The organism is Pseudarthrobacter oxydans (assembly GCF_034258515.1).
GTDB lineage: Bacteria > Actinomycetota > Actinomycetes > Actinomycetales > Micrococcaceae > Arthrobacter.
This window is the reverse complement of record NZ_CP139438.1, coordinates 4,334,214-4,348,378: the sequence shown is the minus strand read 5'-3', so window position 1 is coordinate 4,348,378 and position 14,165 is coordinate 4,334,214. Positions and strand designations below refer to the sequence as shown.

Here is a 14,165-nt window from a genome sequence, read left to right as displayed (position 1 = left end):
GTGCCGGAAGACATCAACGCCGAGCTTGAAACGGACGAGTCTGTGCCGCCCGCCGAGCCCAAGGCAGCCCACCTGCCCCTGGACCTCGCCATCGAAACCCAGGCTGACCTCAATGCGGAGATCAGTGCCCTGGGCGAGGCCTATGCCCGGGCCCTCAAAGACGGTGCGCCCGCCGAGACCCAGCCCCGGCTGGACTACCCGCCCTACCGCTCCAGCATCCTGCGGCATCCCACCAAGAGCCTGCAGCATGCGGACCCGGAGACCATCGAGCTGTACTCCCCGGCCTTCGGGCACCAGGACGTCCATGCACTGGAATCGGACCTGACCATCCAGCACAACGGCGAGCCGCAGGGTGAGCGCATCATCGTGTCCGGCCGGGTCCTGGACGGCGACGGCCGCCCGGTGGCCGGCCAGCTGGTGGAGATCTGGCAGGCCAACTCCTCCGGCCGCTACATCCACAAGCGTGACCAGCACCCCGCGCCGATCGATCCCAACTTCACGGGCATCGGCCGCTGCATCACCGGCCCGGACGGCTCCTACCGGTTCATCACCATCAAGCCCGGCGCCTACCCGTGGAAGAACCACCTGAACGCCTGGCGCCCGGCGCACATCCACTTCTCCCTGTTCGGCACGGAGTTCACCCAGCGCATCATCACCCAGATGTACTTCCCCGGTGACCAGCTCTTCCCGCTGGACCCGATCTACCAGACCATCGTGGACCAGGATGCCCGCGACCGGCTGGTGGCCACGTACGACCACAGCCTCACCGAGCCGGAGTGGGCCCTGGGCTACAACTGGGACATTGTCCTGACCGGGCCCAAGCGCACCTGGACCGAAAACGAGGCGCTCGGCGCAGAAGGTGACGAGGAGTAGGAAAATGAGCACCAAACTTGTTCCCACCCCAGGCCAGACCGTTGGCCCCTTCTACGGCTACGCCCTGCCTTTCGAGAAGGACAACGAGCTCCTGGCCCCGGGTTCACCCGGCTCCATCCGGCTCCAGGGCACGGTGTACGACGGCGCCGGACACACCATCCCCGACGCCATCCTGGAAATCTGGCAGCCCGACGCCCAGGGCAACGTGGTCCAGAAGACCGGCTCCCTGGTCCGCGACGGCTACACCTTCACCGGGTGGGGCCGCGGCGCCGTGGGGAACTCCGGCGTCTTCACCTTCACCACGGTCAACCCAGGCCCCACCAAGCCGGGCGCGGCACCGTTCATCTCCGTGGCGCTCTTCGCCCGCGGCCTGACCAACCGGCTGTTCACCCGCATCTACCTGCCGGAAGACACCGGGGCCCTGGCCAACGACCCCCTGCTCAGCTCCCTGGATCCGGAGCGCCGCAAGACACTCATCGCCCGCCGCGACGCCGACGGCGGCCTCACCTGGGACATCCGCCTGCAGGGTGAGGGCGAGACCGTCTTCCTGGACTTCCAGTGACCGGAGCCGCCGGCCTGGGAGATACGGCCGTCTTCGGAGGAGAGGGCGACGCCGGACTGCTGAGCCCCGTCTCGGCGTCGCCCCTTGTGGCGGCGCTGACCGGGGACCGCGCAGTCCTGGCAGCGATCCTCGCCGTCGAGTCCGGCTGGGCCGCCGTGCTGGAGAAGGCGGGCCTGGCACCTGCCGGTGCCGCCGCCGTCGTGTCCGCTGCCGCGGAACCCGGCCGGTACAGCGTGGCCGCCATCGCCCGGCGTGCCCAGGGCGGCGGCAACCCGGTCATCCCGCTGCTTGCCGACTTGCGGAAGCAGGTTGCCGCGCTGGATGTCGCCAATCTTGGGGCGGGGAAAGCGGTGCACACCTCCCTGACCAGCCAGGACGTCCTGGACACGGCGCTGATGCTGGTGGCCCGCAACACCGTGGAGGCGCTGCTGGGTGACCTGAAACGCACGACGGCGGCGCTCGCGGCCCTGGCGGAACGGCATGCGGATACGTTGTGCGTGGGCAGGAGCCTGACGCAGCATTCCCTGCCCTTCACGTTCGGACTGCGGGCGGCACAGTGGTTCCAGGGCACGGCTGCCGCAGGCCGGCCACTGGCGGGCCTGGACTTCCCGGCCCAGTTCGGCGGCGCGGCGGGCACCCTCGCGGCTGCCACTGTACTGACCCGCGGTTCAGCTGCCACCCCCTTCGGGCTCGCCGATGCCCTGGCCTCCCAGCTCGGCCTGGCCGCGGCCCCTGCACCGTGGCACACCAACCGGATGGCCGTGACGTCGCTGGGCAACGCCCTGGCCGCAGTGATGGACGCCTTCGGCAAGATCGCGGCGGATGTCCTGTTCCTGAGCCGTCCCGAGGTCGGCGAGCTGGCTGAGCCGCGGGCCGCCGGCCGGGGCGTCTCTTCCGCCATGCCGCAGAAACAGAACCCCGTGTTGTCCGTGCTGGTCCGCAGCGCCGCGCTGCAGGCCCCGGCCCTGGCCGCCCAGCTGCACCTGGCCGCCGCCAACTTCAACGACGAACGCCCGGACGCCGCGTGGCACACCGAGTGGCCCGCCCTTCGGCAGCTCCTGGCCCTGTCCCTCGGGGCCGCCGGCCACGTCCGCGAACTGGCCGAGGGCCTCCAGGTGTTCCCGGACGCCATGCGCCGGAACCTGGACCTCGCCGGGCCGCTGCTTTTGGCTGAAGGCGTGGGTGCGGCTGTTGCCCCGCTGCTTCCGGACAAGGGCGGGCTCAGCGGAAAGCAGCAGCTCCAGGCCGTGGTGGACCGGACGCTCCAGGCCCCGCCCGCGGAGCAGGCCGCCACGTACCGCAAGCTGCTCCGCGAGGCGGTCCCCGCCGGGGTCCTGAGCGACCTTCAGCTGGAGGAAATCCTCAACCCCGCCAGCTATCTCGGCGAGGCCCCGGAAATCGCGCGGCGGATCCTGGCCGCGTATCCGGACTTTGCCGCCAATCCACCTGCAGACACCGAACCGAATGGAGCTTCCCGTGGCTAAGCCAGCCCTGAAGGCAGCGCTGCTGTCCCCCCAGCGACCCCTCGGAGACCATCCGTTGGTGGTGGCCGGTCCGTCACTGGGCACGTCCACCATTCTTTGGAACCGCACCGCTTCCTTGCTGGGGAACGACTATGACGTGGTGGCCTGGGACCTGCCCGGCCACGGCGTCTCGCCCGCCGCCACCGAAACGTTCGACGTCGGCGCGCTGGCTGACGCCGTGGTGGACCTCGTTGATTCCATCGCCCCCGGCGCATCCTTTCACTACGCCGGCGTCTCGCTGGGCGGCGCCACCGGCCTGCAGCTGGGCATCAAGCACGGGGAACGGCTCAAGAGCCTGTCCGTGCAGTGCAGCGGCGCGAAGCTGGGCACCCCGGAGGGGTGGCTCGAGCGCGCCGAAACCGTGCGCAGCCAGGGCACGCCGGTGATGATCCAGGGCTCGGCCCAGCGCTGGTTCGCGCCGGGCTTCATGGAGCGCGAGCCCGAGCTCAGCAGCCGGCTCCTGCACGCCCTGCGCGACGCCGACCGCTTCAGCTATGCGTTCTGCTGCGAGGCGCTCGCGGCTTTTGACGTACGTGACGAACTGGGCAGCATCCGGGTGCCAACCCAGGTCATAGCCGGCGCGCTGGACGGGGTGGCCCCGCCGTCGTCCGCGGAGGAAGTGGCCGCAGGCATCACCGCCGGCGGCGGCACTGCCACGGCTGTCACGCTGGAGGGCGTGGCGCACCTGGCCCCCGCCGAGGCGCCTGCCCACGTGGCAGACCTGATGCGCAGCCTCATCTCCTGGGCAGAATCGCGGGGAGCAGGCGCATGAGCGGCTTCGAACAGGCGGGCGCGGAGCGTCACGGCGTGGTCCAGCCGGACGCCACCAGCCGGGACATTTACGACGGCGGCATGGTTGTCCGCCGCGAGGTCCTGGGCGATGCGCACGTGGACCGGGCCAACGCCAACAAGGACGAGTTCACCGAGGACTTCCAGGACATGATCACGCGGATCGCGTGGGGCGGCATCTGGACCCGGCCCGGCCTGTCCCGCCAGATGCGCTCCGCCGTGACCATCACCGCGATGGTGGCGCACGGGCACTGGGAAGAGCTGGCCATGCACATCCGGGCCGCCGTCCGGAACGGCCTCAGCAGGGACGAGATCAAGGAAATCCTGCTCCAGACGGCCATTTACTGTGGCGTCCCCTCGGCGAACACGGCCTTCAAGACAGCCCAAGAGGTCTTCCATGCAATGGACAACGCCGCACTGGACAACGCCGCAATAGACAACGCTGCAACGGACAACACACACACCGACGAACCCCAACCCAACTAGGTAGCGCGAAGTGTCGTTTTGACCCCCGAAAACGACACTTAGCGCTACCTAGTTGGGAAACCCAGACGCAAACCAGAGGAACGAGTTATGAACCAGGCTTTTGTGTACGACGCCGTGCGCACCCCGTTCGGAAAATTCGGGTCCGGCCTTGCCGCCGTCCGCCCGGATGACCTTGCCGCGCACGTCATTAAGGAATCCGTGAAGCGGGCCCCGGGGCTTGATCCGGAGCGGATTGATGAGGTGGTGTTCGGCAACGCGAACGGCGCCGGCGAGGAGAACCGGAACATCGCCCGGATGGGCACCCTGCTCGCGGGGCTGCCGGTGTCCATCCCGGGCACCACGGTCAACCGGCTCTGCGGGTCCTCACTCGACGCCGCGATTATCGCCTCCCGCCAGGTCAACGCCGGTGATGCCGACCTGTTGCTGGTGGGCGGCGCCGAATCGATGTCCCGGGCGCCGTGGGTGCTGCCCAAGACGGAGAAGCCCTACCCGGCCGGGGACATGACCCTGGCCTCCACCACCCTGGGCTGGCGGCTGGTGAACAAGGCCATGCCCAGGGAGTGGACCATCTCCCTGGGCGAGGCCACGGAACGGCTGCGCGAGAAGTACGGGGTGACCCGCGAAGCGCAGGACGAGTTCGCCGCGAACTCGCACAACCTCTCCGCCGCTGCCTGGGACGAGGGGTTCTACGACAACCTGGTGGCACCGGTTCCGGGCACGGACCTGGTGCGGGATGAGGGCATCCGCCCCGGCTCGTCGGCGGAGAAGCTGGCCGGGTTGAAGACGGTGTTCCGGACCGAGGACGGCACGGTCACCGCGGGGAATGCTTCGCCGTTGTCCGACGGCGCCTCCGCGGCCTGGGTGGGGAGCGAGGCCGCCGCCGGGCTGCTGGGGCTGGACCCTTTGGCCCGGATCGCGGGCCGCGGCGCGCACGCGAACGATCCGCAGTACTTCGGGTACGCCCCGGTGGAGGCGGCGAACAAGGCCCTTGCCAAGGCGGGGATCGGCTGGGACCAAGTGGGCGCCGTCGAACTTAACGAAGCGTTCGCCGCGCAGTCCCTGGCGTGCATCAACGCCTGGGGGATCGACCACGAAATCGTGAACCGGCACGGCGGCGCGATCGCGATGGGCCACCCGCTGGGTGCGTCCGGAACCCGGATCCTGGGCACCCTCGCCCGGAGCCTGCAGGCCTCCGGGGAACGCTGGGGCGTGGCCGCGATCTGCATCGGCGTGGGCCAGGGCCTGGCCGTGGTCCTCGAAAACGTGACCTCCTCCGCAGGCACCAGCACAGGAAAGGCATAAGCGCATGCTGACTTTTGTAGATTCTGTCCGGGAGGCCGTGTCCGGCATCAAGGACGGTTCCACCGTAATGATCGGCGGGTTCGGCAACGCCGGCCAGCCGTTCGAACTTATTGACGCGTTGCTGGACTGCGGCGCCACGGACCTGACCGTGGTCAACAACAACGCCGGCCAGGGCGATCAGGGCCTGGCGCTGCTGATCAAGGAGGGCCGGGTGAAGAAGATGATCTGTTCCTTCCCGCGGCAGTCCGATTCCTGGCACTTTGACGCCAAGTACAAGGCCGGCGAGATCGAACTCGAACTCGTGCCGCAGGGCAACCTGGCCGAGCGGATCCGGGCCGCCGGGGCCGGGATCGGCGGGTTCTTCACCCCCACCGGGTACGGCACGATGCTGGCCGAGGGCAAGGAAACCCGCATCATCGACGGCCGCGGCCAGGTGTTCGAAACACCTATCCACGCCGACGTCGCCCTGATCAAGGCACTGAAGGCCGACGGCAAGGGCAACCTTGTGTACCGCAAGACGGCCCGGAACTTCGGTCCGATCATGGCCGCCGCGGCCAGGCAGACCATAGTCCAGGTCTCCGAGATCGTCCCCGTCGGGGGACTGGACCCGGAAAACGTGGTGACCCCCGGCATTTACGTCAATACTGTGGTCCGCGTGCCCGCGGCCAGTACCGCCTCCCCTGCAGGAAAGGTCGCTTGAGATGAGCACCGCAACAACCCTCCAGACCTCCGCCACACCCCTGGGCCGGGACGACCTCGCCCGGCTCGTGGCCAGGGACATCGCCCCGGGATCGTTCGTGAACCTGGGCATCGGCCAGCCCACCCTGGTATCCAACTACCTCACCGGGGAACAGAACATCACGCTCCACACGGAGAACGGGATGCTCGGCATGGGGCCCGAAGCCAAGGGCGACGAGATCGACGAGGACCTCATCAACGCCGGCAAGATCCCGGTCACCGAACTCCCGGGCGCCTCGTACTTCCACCACGCGGACTCGTTCGCGATCATGCGCGGCGGACACCTGGACATCTGTGTCCTGGGCGCGTTCCAGGTCTCCGCCACCGGTGACCTGGCGAACTGGCACACCGGGGCGCCCGGTGCGATCCCCGCCGTCGGCGGCGCCATGGACCTCGCCACCGGCGCCAAAGACGTGTTCGTGATGATGACCCTGCTGACCCGCGAAGGTGCCTCCAAGATCGTGGAGTCCTGCACCTACCCGCTCACCGGCGTCGGCTGCGTCACCCGCGTCTACACAGATAAAGCCGTCTTCCTCACCGGCCCCGACGGGGTCACCGTCCGCGAAACCTTCGGCTGCACCCTCGAGGAGTTGCAGGAGCTGGTCCCCGTCCCGCTGAGGGCCGCGGCGGCAGCGTAAAGGCCCCTAGGATTGGTTACCATGACCGACGCAGCAGCGGGGGCCCCGCAGGCCAGTGACCAGTATGTCCAGTCCCTGGCCCGCGGGCTCGCGGTGATCCGCGCGTTTGATACGGAGCATCCGGTCATGACCCTCACCGCGGTGGCTGCCCGGACCGGCCTCACCCGCGCCACTGCGCGGCGGTTCCTGCACACCCTGGTGGAGCTGGGCTATGTCAGGACCGACGGCAAGACGTTCGCGCTCACGGCCAAGGTGCTCCAGCTGGGGTACGCGTACCTGTCCGGATTGTCACTGCCGCAGCTGGCCCAGCCGCACCTTGAGGAACTGTCGCTGAAGCTTGGTGAGTCCACCTCCGCCGCCGTGCTGGACGGCACCGACATCGCGTACGTCGCGCGCGTGACGACGCGTCGCATCATGACCATAGGCATCACCGTGGGCACCCGTTTCCCCGCCTATGCCACCTCCATGGGGAGGGTGCTGCTGGCCGCGCTGTCCCCTGCCGACCTCAAGGCGTACCTTTCCGCCGCCGACATCAAGCCGCTGACCCCACGCGCGTTGGGGAGCGTCAAAGAGCTCCTGGCTGTCCTGGACACGGTCCGGGCCCAGGGCTGGTGCCTGCTGGACCAGGAACTCGAACTTGGCCTGATGTCCGTGGCCGCGCCGGTCTACGACGGATCCAAGGTGGTGGCGGCAGTGAACGTGTCCCTGCAGGCCCAGTCCGTGGCTGCCAAGCCGGACCCTGACGCCTACCTTTCATCGGTTGCCGAGGAAATCGTCGCCACCGCAAAGCTGATCTCGGCCGACCTCACGGCCCGGGGCTGACCACGCCCCTTCCGTCCTCAAACTGGAAGAGGCCGACGGCGGGTGCTTCCCGCCGTCGGCCTCTTCCTTTTTGTTGCCCGGCACTTACCGTACGTGGTTGCCCAGCTGCCGCAGCGGGGTTTTGCTCGTTTCGCGGGCCCACAGGGCACCGGCTACCGCGAGGACGGAGGAGCCTGCCACGATCCACGCGGCGGGACCCCAGTTGGCCTTGTCCGCGCCCACCAGGGCCGTGCCCAGCAGCGGGGTGAAGCCGGCGCACAGAATACCGATCTGCAGCCCGATGGCCATGCCGGAATACCGGACCTTGACATTGAAGAGCTCGGAGAACCAAGCAGGGTAGATCGCGTTGGACATGGCGTACGTGCCGGCCGTGATCAGCGTGCTGGTCAGGAAGATCATCGGGATGTTTCCGGTGGAAATCACCGAGAAGTAGACGAAGATCATGGCTCCGGAGCCCAGGACGCCGGCGATGAACACCGGACGCCGGCCGAACCGGTCCGAGAAATGGGCCATGAGCGGCTGCGTGCCGATGGCCAGGACGTTTCCGAGGATGCTGACCCAGAGCATGGTGGATGCCGGGACGCCCACGGTGACGGCGTAGGCGAGGCCGAAGGACTGCATGAACGTGTTCGTGACGGTTTCGAAGGACATCAGGGCCACCTGGAAGAACTGGGCCGGGTGGGTCTTGAACATCTTGGCGAAAGGGAGCTTCACCAGTTCGCCGTGGTCGTGCTTTTCCTCAAAGACTTCAGGTTCCTCCAGCGAGCGGCGGACCAGGTACGCGACGATCAGCACGATGATGGATCCCCAGAAGGGGATTCGCCAGCCCCAGGCGAGGCGGTCGGCCTCGCTCATGGCGGCCACGGGAAGGAAGGCCAGGGATGCCAGGACGATGCCGGCGGAGATGCCGCTCATGGCGAAGCTGGCGAAGAATCCGCGACGGCCTTCGGGAGCTTCCTCGGTGGAGAGGGCAGATGCGCCGGCGGTTTCCGCTCCTGCTGAGAGTCCTTGCATCAGCCGGAGCAGAACCAGCAGCGCGGGTGCCCAGTAGCCGGCGCTATTGAAGTCCGGCAGGATCCCAATGAGGAAGGTGGCAGCGCCCATGAGCACGAGGGTCAGGACCAGTGTGTTCTTGCGGCCGATTTTGTCGCCCAGATGGCCGAAGACGACAGCACCGAAGGGCCGGGCGACATAGGCGACGCCGAAGGTGGCAAACGACGCGATGAGCGCCACCGTGGGGTCTCCAGTGGGAAAGAAGATCTTGGAGAAGATCAGCGACGCTGCGGTCGCGTAGATAAAGAAGTCGTAATACTCGAGTGCCCCGCCAAGGAACGCGGCCAAGGCGGCTTTCCTGGCGCGCTTGAGCTGCCGTTCGGCCTCGGCAGGTGTCTGGGCCTCGGTGCCTGCTGCGATGTTCGTCATTCCGGTGATCCTTCCACGCTGAAGGCGTTGGGTTTATCGTGGATTTTGTACGCATATCGAACATATGTGCGCAATGCGTTTTATAAGAGCATACTAGGTGGTGAGGCCGATCACAACGCCTCCGCCCGCAGCCCCTCCCGGCAGCGCGATGACACGGACACGAAAGGCATCACATGGAAGACCCCACGCCACCGGCCCGGTTGTTCCTGATCGGCTCCGCTGCCTCAGAGGCAATGTCGCCCCGGGTATGGAATCCCGTGCTCCGCCGGCTCGGCATCCCCTGGGCGTACGAAGCCTGGGACGTGCCACCGCAGGGCGGCATGGACCGAGTGCGGAACCGTCTGCGGGAACCGGACATCATCGCCGCGAACGTGACCATGCCCCACAAGCACTGGGCAGCTGAAGCCGCCGACGAGGCCACGGAAGAAGTCCGACTAAGCGGTGCCTGCAACATGCTGCTGCGGAAGGGGACTGCGCTGTTCGGCCACAACACCGACGTCACGGCGGTGCGGGCTCTTCTGGGCAGCGGGCCCCAGCGGCATGCCCTCCTGTTGGGGGCCGGAGGAGCGGCCAGGGCGGCTTTGATCGCACTCCGGGGGCAGGCCGGCACGGTGACCATTACCGACCGGGATCCCCGTGCCACGGAGGAACTGTCCAGCCTTGCCGGGGAGTTCGGGATGGATGCCCGCAGCGTCGGCTGGGAGCAGGCGCCGGGCCTGGCCGCGGAAGCCTCCCTCATTGTCAACGCCACGCCCATCGGTAAAGGCAGGTCCGACCGGCCCGTATGGGGCGAGGGACCGCTCGCTGCCGATGCCCTGGTCTACGACTTCGTCTACGCCGGCCACGTCACGGGAACTATTGCCCGCGCCCGTGAACTCGGCGCACGGGTGGTGGACGGCTGGGACCACCTGCGTGAGCAGGCCGTCGCGATGGTTCCCCTCCTGGGCCTTGGCGGGCGGGCCAATTCCCTGCTTGCGGAAACGCTGGAGCAGCTAAGGGACGCCCACTGAAGGATATGATCTAACAGGCCTGGCCCGGGCCACCGGCCCACAGGGGCGAGCCAGGGCGGCCAGGGAGGAACGGCACAGGTCATGGAAGAGCAGGCCACCTACTTTGTGAAGTCGGTTGAGAAGGCCTTTGACGTCCTGCTCGCCTTCACGCCGGACCATCCGCGGCTCACCGTCTCCCAGGTTGCTGCCCGCACCGACATGACACGGGCCTCCGCGCGGCGCTTCCTCATGACCCTGACTGACCTCGGGTACCTCCGCGCCGACGGTCCCGCCTATGAGCTGACCGCCCGCTCGCTGGATGTGGGCAGGTCCTACCTGGCCGGCCTGACGCTCCCCGGTGTGGCTGAGCCCCACCTCAAGAATCTGGCCGCCGACCTGAACGAAACAACGGCTTTGTGCATCCTGGAGGGTGCCGACGTCGTCTACGTTGCCTGCGTGCCGTCGCCTCGGCTGCTGAGCGTCACCATCACCGTGGGCACCCGGTTCCCGGCCTGGGCAACCTCCATGGGCAGGGTCCTCCTTGGCGGACTGCCGGAGCCTGAGTTCCAGCGGTACCTCGAAGCGGTCCAGCTGCACCGCTATACCCACCGTTCGGTCGCCAGCGTGGAGCACCTCCGTGCCGAAGTTGAGGCAGCCCGGGACAGGGGCTGGTCCATGGTGTCCGAGGAGCTGGAGGAGGGCCTGCGGGGCGTGGCCGTACCTGTCTGGCGCGGCAACGACATTGTTGCCGCAGCCAACGTGTCGCTGCAGACCCACCGGGCCTCCGCCGCCGAAGTCGAAAAGACCGTCGTCCCCCGACTCATGGAGACGGCTCGGCGGATTGCCCTCGACTTTGGCGGGCCCGGCACGGCGCACGAGTCCCCGCACCCAGGCCCTGGGCGGCCTGACAGGCGAATCGTTACCGCAACGCCCGGCAGGCCACTCCCGCCGCCGCGGCTTGAGCCATAGACTCTAGCCAACTACGTGCAGCAGAGCCGCTCCGCGACGTTCCCGCCGGTCAGCCGGTCGGGCGCCACCCGTGAGGCCCTGCCGCGAGCTACTGCAGCGAGGGGAGTTGGCGGGTGAAACTGGGCATACCGCGGGAACGCCGGGAGGGTGAACGGCGTGTGGCGGCCACACCGGAAACGGTGAAGCAACTGGCGGCGCTCGGCGTCGAGGTACTCCTGGAGGAAGATGCCGGTGCGGCGGCAGGGTATCCGGACCTGGCATACACCCAGGCCGGTGTGCACCTCGTCCGTGAACTCGACCTGGCCCAACTGGATGTCCTGGCCCACGTCCGGCCCCTGGACCCGGAAACCGCCCGCTCCCTGAAAAGGGGAGCCGTTACGGTGGGGCTCGCATCGCCGTCGTCCGAACTCCCAACGGTTGAAGCGCTCGCCGAGGCCGGGGTGACCGCCTTTGCCCTGGAACTGGTGCCCCGCATCTCCCGGGCCCAGTCCATGGACGCCCTCAGCTCCCAGGCCCTGGTGGCCGGCTATCGGTGCGTCCTGGAAGCGGCCATCCGGCTGCCCAGGTTTTTTCCGCTATACATGACCGCCGCCGGGACCGTTCCGCCCGCCCGTGTCCTGGTGCTCGGCGCCGGCGTGGCGGGCCTCCAGGCCATCGGCACCGCAAAACGCCTGGGTGCGCGCGTCTTCGCCAACGACATCCGCCCGGCCTCCGCGGACGAGGTGGCATCCATGGGCGGCACCTTCGTCCGGCTGGACCTGGAAGCAGGCGAGGCTGCCGGGGGTTACGCCCGCCAGCTCAGTTCCGACGCCGGCACCCGGCAGCGCCAGCTGCTCGCCCCGCATGTGGCCCAGGCGGACGTGCTGATTACGACGGCGGCCGTCCCGGGCAGGCGTGCCCCGCTCCTGGTCACCACCGAAATGGTGCAGGGCATGCGGGCCGGATCCGTCGTCGTCGACCTCGCCGCAGAGTCCGGCGGCAACGTCGAAGGCGTGGTACCCGGCCAGGACATCCCGGTGCCCACGGCGGACGGCTCCGGCTTCGTCACGCTGGTGGGCCTGAAGGATGCCCCCTCGGCCATGGCTTCGGATGCTTCCCGCCTCTACGCGAAGAACGTTGCCAACCTGATTGCGCTCATGGTCCGGGACGGCGCCCTGGTCCACGACTTCAAGGACGAAGTGCTGGCGGGCGCCTGCCTGACCCATGACGGGGAAGTGCAGCACCAGCCGACGGCGCAACTCCTGGCGGAGCGGGCCGGCAGCCGGCGGGAAGGGGTGCTCTGATGGACGGGATCAGCCTGCTGACCATCACGGTGCTGGCGGTGTTCGTCGGCTTCGAGGTGGTTTCGAAGGTCTCCAGCACCCTGCACACGCCCCTGATGTCCGGCGCCAACGCCATCCACGGGATCATCCTGGTGGGCGCCATCATTGTGGCCGGCCAGGCAGCGGACCCGTGGGTGCTCGCGGTGGCCCTCCTCGCCGTCGTCCTTGCCACCGCCAACCTGGTGGGCGGTTTCGTGGTGACCGACCGGATGCTGCACATGTTCCACGCAAAGAAACCGGCGGGCATAAAAGGGGCGGCGGGGAAGGTGGACGGCAGATGAGCATCCTCGATCCCGTGTGGACCTCGCTCCTGTACCTCATTGCCGCCGTCTTCTTCATCCTGGCGCTGCGCGGGCTCAGCTCCCCGCGGACGGCCCGCCGCGGCAACCTGGTGGGTGCTGCCGGCGCCCTGATCGCCGTCGTCACGGTGTTCCTGTCCGCCAGGCTGGAGAACATCCCCTGGATCCTTGCGGCCATAGCCGTGGGCTCAGCGGTGGCGGCCCCTGTGGCGCGCCGGGTCAAAATGACGCAGATGCCGCAGCTCGTAGCGCTTTTCAACGGCGTGGGCGGCGGCGCGGCGGCGCTGGTGGCGCTCCTGGAACTCAGCCATGCCGGCGACCCCTGGATGCGGCTGGCGATTGTCTTCACGCTCCTGGTGGGCGCCGTGTCCTTCGCGGGCTCGGGGGTCACGTTCGCGAAGCTGCAGGAACTCATGACAACGAGGCCGGTGCTGTTCCCGGGCCTCCCCGTGGTGATGGCCGCGGTGCTGCTCGCCGCCGTCGCGGCCGCGGCCGCCGTCGTTTTCAGCGGTTCCCTCCCGCTCGCGGCGCTGCTGCTGGTCCTCGGCCTGGCGGCGGGCATCCTGCTGGTGCTGCCCGTGGGCGGGGCCGACGTCCCGATCGTCATCTCGCTGCTGAACGCCTTTACGGGCCTGGCCGTGGCGGCGTCCGGCGTGGTGCTGGGGAACGTGCTCCTGGTGGTGGCCGGCACGCTGGTGGGCGCCTCCGGCACCATCCTTACCCGGGCCATGGCGGCTGCCATGGGACGGAGCGTGGCCGGCATCCTGTTCGGTGCCTTCCGGGGAGGTTCGACGGCGGGATCCACCGCCGTGAGCGAGCGTCCGGTGCGGTCCTCCAGCGCGGAGGACGTGGCGGTGCTCCTGGGCTACGCGCAGCGGGTGATCATTGTTCCGGGCTATGGCCTGGCGGTGGCGCAGGGCCAGCACACGGCCGCCGAACTGGCGCTGGCCCTTGAAGGGCGGGGCATCGAGGTGGACTTCGCCATCCATCCCGTGGCAGGCCGGATGCCCGGTCACATGAACGTGCTCCTGGCCGAGGCGAACGTGCCGTACGAGTCGCTGAAGGAAATGGGCGAGATCAACCCGCAGTTCAAAACCGCGGATGTTGCCCTGGTGGTGGGAGCGAACGACGTCGTGAACCCCGCGGCCAAGACGTCCCAGGGCTCGCCCATCTACGGCATGCCCATCCTGGAAGTGGCCGACGCCCGGCAGGTGATCTTCCTCAAGCGGTCCATGCGGCCGGGTTTCGCCGGGATCGAGAATGACCTCCTCTACGAGCCCCAGACCTCCCTGCTGTTCGGCGACGCAAAGGATTCACTGGCGCAGGTGCTCGGGGCGGTCAAGGCGCTGTAGCTTCCTGCCTGCTGCCTGCCCGCTTCGAACCCCTCGCGGGGCAGGCTAGTCTTCTTTCAGAAGTAGCCTTTCCATTCGC

At 68.4% G+C, this 14,165-nt stretch carries 15 protein-coding genes; 14 read left to right on the top strand and 1 reads right to left on the bottom strand.

Annotated elements, in window-relative coordinates:
- The 9 genes from pcaH (at position 1) to SMD14_RS19785 (ending at position 7,733) form a co-directional block, all read left to right on the top strand.
- The gene (gene pcaH / locus SMD14_RS19825; RefSeq protein ID WP_321214790.1) at positions 1-873 is read left to right on the top strand and encodes a protocatechuate 3,4-dioxygenase subunit beta; all 873 of its coding nucleotides are present in this window, start codon (positions 1-3) and stop codon (positions 871-873) included.
- Positions 874-877: 4 nt separating this feature from the next.
- Positions 878-1,435: a protocatechuate 3,4-dioxygenase subunit alpha gene (pcaG, locus tag SMD14_RS19820; protein ID WP_321214789.1), complete on the top strand. Its 558-nt coding sequence runs from the start codon at positions 878-880 to the stop codon at positions 1,433-1,435.
- Positions 1,432-2,919, top strand: a complete 1,488-nt coding sequence (locus SMD14_RS19815; RefSeq protein WP_321214788.1) for a lyase family protein — start codon at positions 1,432-1,434, stop codon at positions 2,917-2,919. Before pcaG ends, SMD14_RS19815 begins: the two co-directional genes overlap by 4 nt.
- Complete coding sequence (locus SMD14_RS19810) at positions 2,912-3,730, top strand: alpha/beta fold hydrolase (protein ID WP_321214787.1); 819 nt, start codon at positions 2,912-2,914, stop codon at positions 3,728-3,730. The genes SMD14_RS19815 and SMD14_RS19810 overlap by 8 nt, the downstream gene beginning before the upstream one ends.
- Entirely contained in the window at positions 3,727-4,233 is a 507-nt protein-coding gene (gene pcaC / locus SMD14_RS19805; protein ID WP_321214786.1) for a 4-carboxymuconolactone decarboxylase, read from the top strand. Before SMD14_RS19810 ends, pcaC begins: the two co-directional genes overlap by 4 nt.
- Before the next feature lie 87 nt (positions 4,234-4,320).
- Positions 4,321-5,535 (top strand): thiolase family protein, encoded by a 1,215-nt coding sequence (locus SMD14_RS19800; RefSeq protein ID WP_321214785.1) that lies wholly within the window; start codon positions 4,321-4,323, stop codon positions 5,533-5,535.
- 4 nt (positions 5,536-5,539) lie between these two features.
- On the top strand, positions 5,540-6,235 hold the full coding sequence (locus SMD14_RS19795) for a 3-oxoacid CoA-transferase subunit A (protein WP_157240261.1): 696 nt from the start codon (positions 5,540-5,542) through the stop codon (positions 6,233-6,235).
- A 1-nt stretch (position 6,236) separates the two neighbouring features.
- On the top strand, positions 6,237-6,911 hold the full coding sequence (locus SMD14_RS19790) for a 3-oxoacid CoA-transferase subunit B (RefSeq protein WP_157240262.1): 675 nt from the start codon (positions 6,237-6,239) through the stop codon (positions 6,909-6,911).
- Between the two features lie 21 nt (positions 6,912-6,932).
- A complete protein-coding gene (locus tag SMD14_RS19785; RefSeq protein ID WP_157240264.1) occupies positions 6,933-7,733 on the top strand; it encodes an IclR family transcriptional regulator C-terminal domain-containing protein in 801 nt (266 codons plus the stop codon).
- Positions 7,734-7,817: 84 nt separating this feature from the next.
- Here the strand turns inward: SMD14_RS19785 and SMD14_RS19780 are convergent, their stop codons facing one another.
- A complete protein-coding gene (locus SMD14_RS19780; protein ID WP_321214784.1) occupies positions 7,818-9,155 on the bottom strand; it encodes an MFS transporter in 1,338 nt (445 codons plus the stop codon).
- Positions 9,156-9,328: 173 nt separating this feature from the next.
- Here SMD14_RS19780 and SMD14_RS19775 point away from each other — a divergent pair, with 173 nt between their 5' ends.
- From SMD14_RS19775 to SMD14_RS19755, 5 genes are all read left to right on the top strand, one after another.
- A complete protein-coding gene (locus SMD14_RS19775) occupies positions 9,329-10,165 on the top strand; it encodes a shikimate dehydrogenase (RefSeq protein WP_321214783.1) in 837 nt (278 codons plus the stop codon).
- Positions 10,166-10,246: 81 nt separating this feature from the next.
- The gene (locus SMD14_RS19770; RefSeq protein ID WP_321214782.1) at positions 10,247-11,113 is read left to right on the top strand and encodes an IclR family transcriptional regulator C-terminal domain-containing protein; all 867 of its coding nucleotides are present in this window, start codon (positions 10,247-10,249) and stop codon (positions 11,111-11,113) included.
- A gap of 113 nt (positions 11,114-11,226) precedes the next feature.
- On the top strand, positions 11,227-12,396 hold the full coding sequence (locus SMD14_RS19765; RefSeq protein ID WP_321214781.1) for a Re/Si-specific NAD(P)(+) transhydrogenase subunit alpha: 1,170 nt from the start codon (positions 11,227-11,229) through the stop codon (positions 12,394-12,396).
- On the top strand, positions 12,396-12,716 hold the full coding sequence (locus SMD14_RS19760) for an NAD(P) transhydrogenase subunit alpha (protein ID WP_321214780.1): 321 nt from the start codon (positions 12,396-12,398) through the stop codon (positions 12,714-12,716). The genes SMD14_RS19765 and SMD14_RS19760 overlap by 1 nt, the downstream gene beginning before the upstream one ends.
- The gene (locus SMD14_RS19755) at positions 12,713-14,086 is read left to right on the top strand and encodes an NAD(P)(+) transhydrogenase (Re/Si-specific) subunit beta (RefSeq protein ID WP_157240273.1); all 1,374 of its coding nucleotides are present in this window, start codon (positions 12,713-12,715) and stop codon (positions 14,084-14,086) included. The genes SMD14_RS19760 and SMD14_RS19755 overlap by 4 nt, the downstream gene beginning before the upstream one ends.
- Positions 14,087-14,165 lie beyond the last annotated feature (79 nt).

Coding starts and splice junctions, on each gene's coding strand:
- SMD14_RS19780 (WP_321214784.1), bottom strand. CDS start 9,155: ATGACGAACATCGCAGCAGGCACCGAGGCCCAGACACCTGCCGAGGCC.
- pcaG (WP_321214789.1), top strand. CDS start 878: ATGAGCACCAAACTTGTTCCCACCCCAGGCCAGACCGTTGGCCCCTTC.
- SMD14_RS19755 (WP_157240273.1), top strand. CDS start 12,713: ATGAGCATCCTCGATCCCGTGTGGACCTCGCTCCTGTACCTCATTGCC.
- SMD14_RS19760 (WP_321214780.1), top strand. CDS start 12,396: ATGGACGGGATCAGCCTGCTGACCATCACGGTGCTGGCGGTGTTCGTC.
- SMD14_RS19790 (WP_157240262.1), top strand. CDS start 6,237: ATGAGCACCGCAACAACCCTCCAGACCTCCGCCACACCCCTGGGCCGG.
- SMD14_RS19775 (WP_321214783.1), top strand. CDS start 9,329: ATGGAAGACCCCACGCCACCGGCCCGGTTGTTCCTGATCGGCTCCGCT.
- SMD14_RS19785 (WP_157240264.1), top strand. CDS start 6,933: ATGACCGACGCAGCAGCGGGGGCCCCGCAGGCCAGTGACCAGTATGTC.
- SMD14_RS19800 (WP_321214785.1), top strand. CDS start 4,321: ATGAACCAGGCTTTTGTGTACGACGCCGTGCGCACCCCGTTCGGAAAA.
- pcaC (WP_321214786.1), top strand. CDS start 3,727: ATGAGCGGCTTCGAACAGGCGGGCGCGGAGCGTCACGGCGTGGTCCAG.
- SMD14_RS19770 (WP_321214782.1), top strand. CDS start 10,247: ATGGAAGAGCAGGCCACCTACTTTGTGAAGTCGGTTGAGAAGGCCTTT.
- SMD14_RS19795 (WP_157240261.1), top strand. CDS start 5,540: ATGCTGACTTTTGTAGATTCTGTCCGGGAGGCCGTGTCCGGCATCAAG.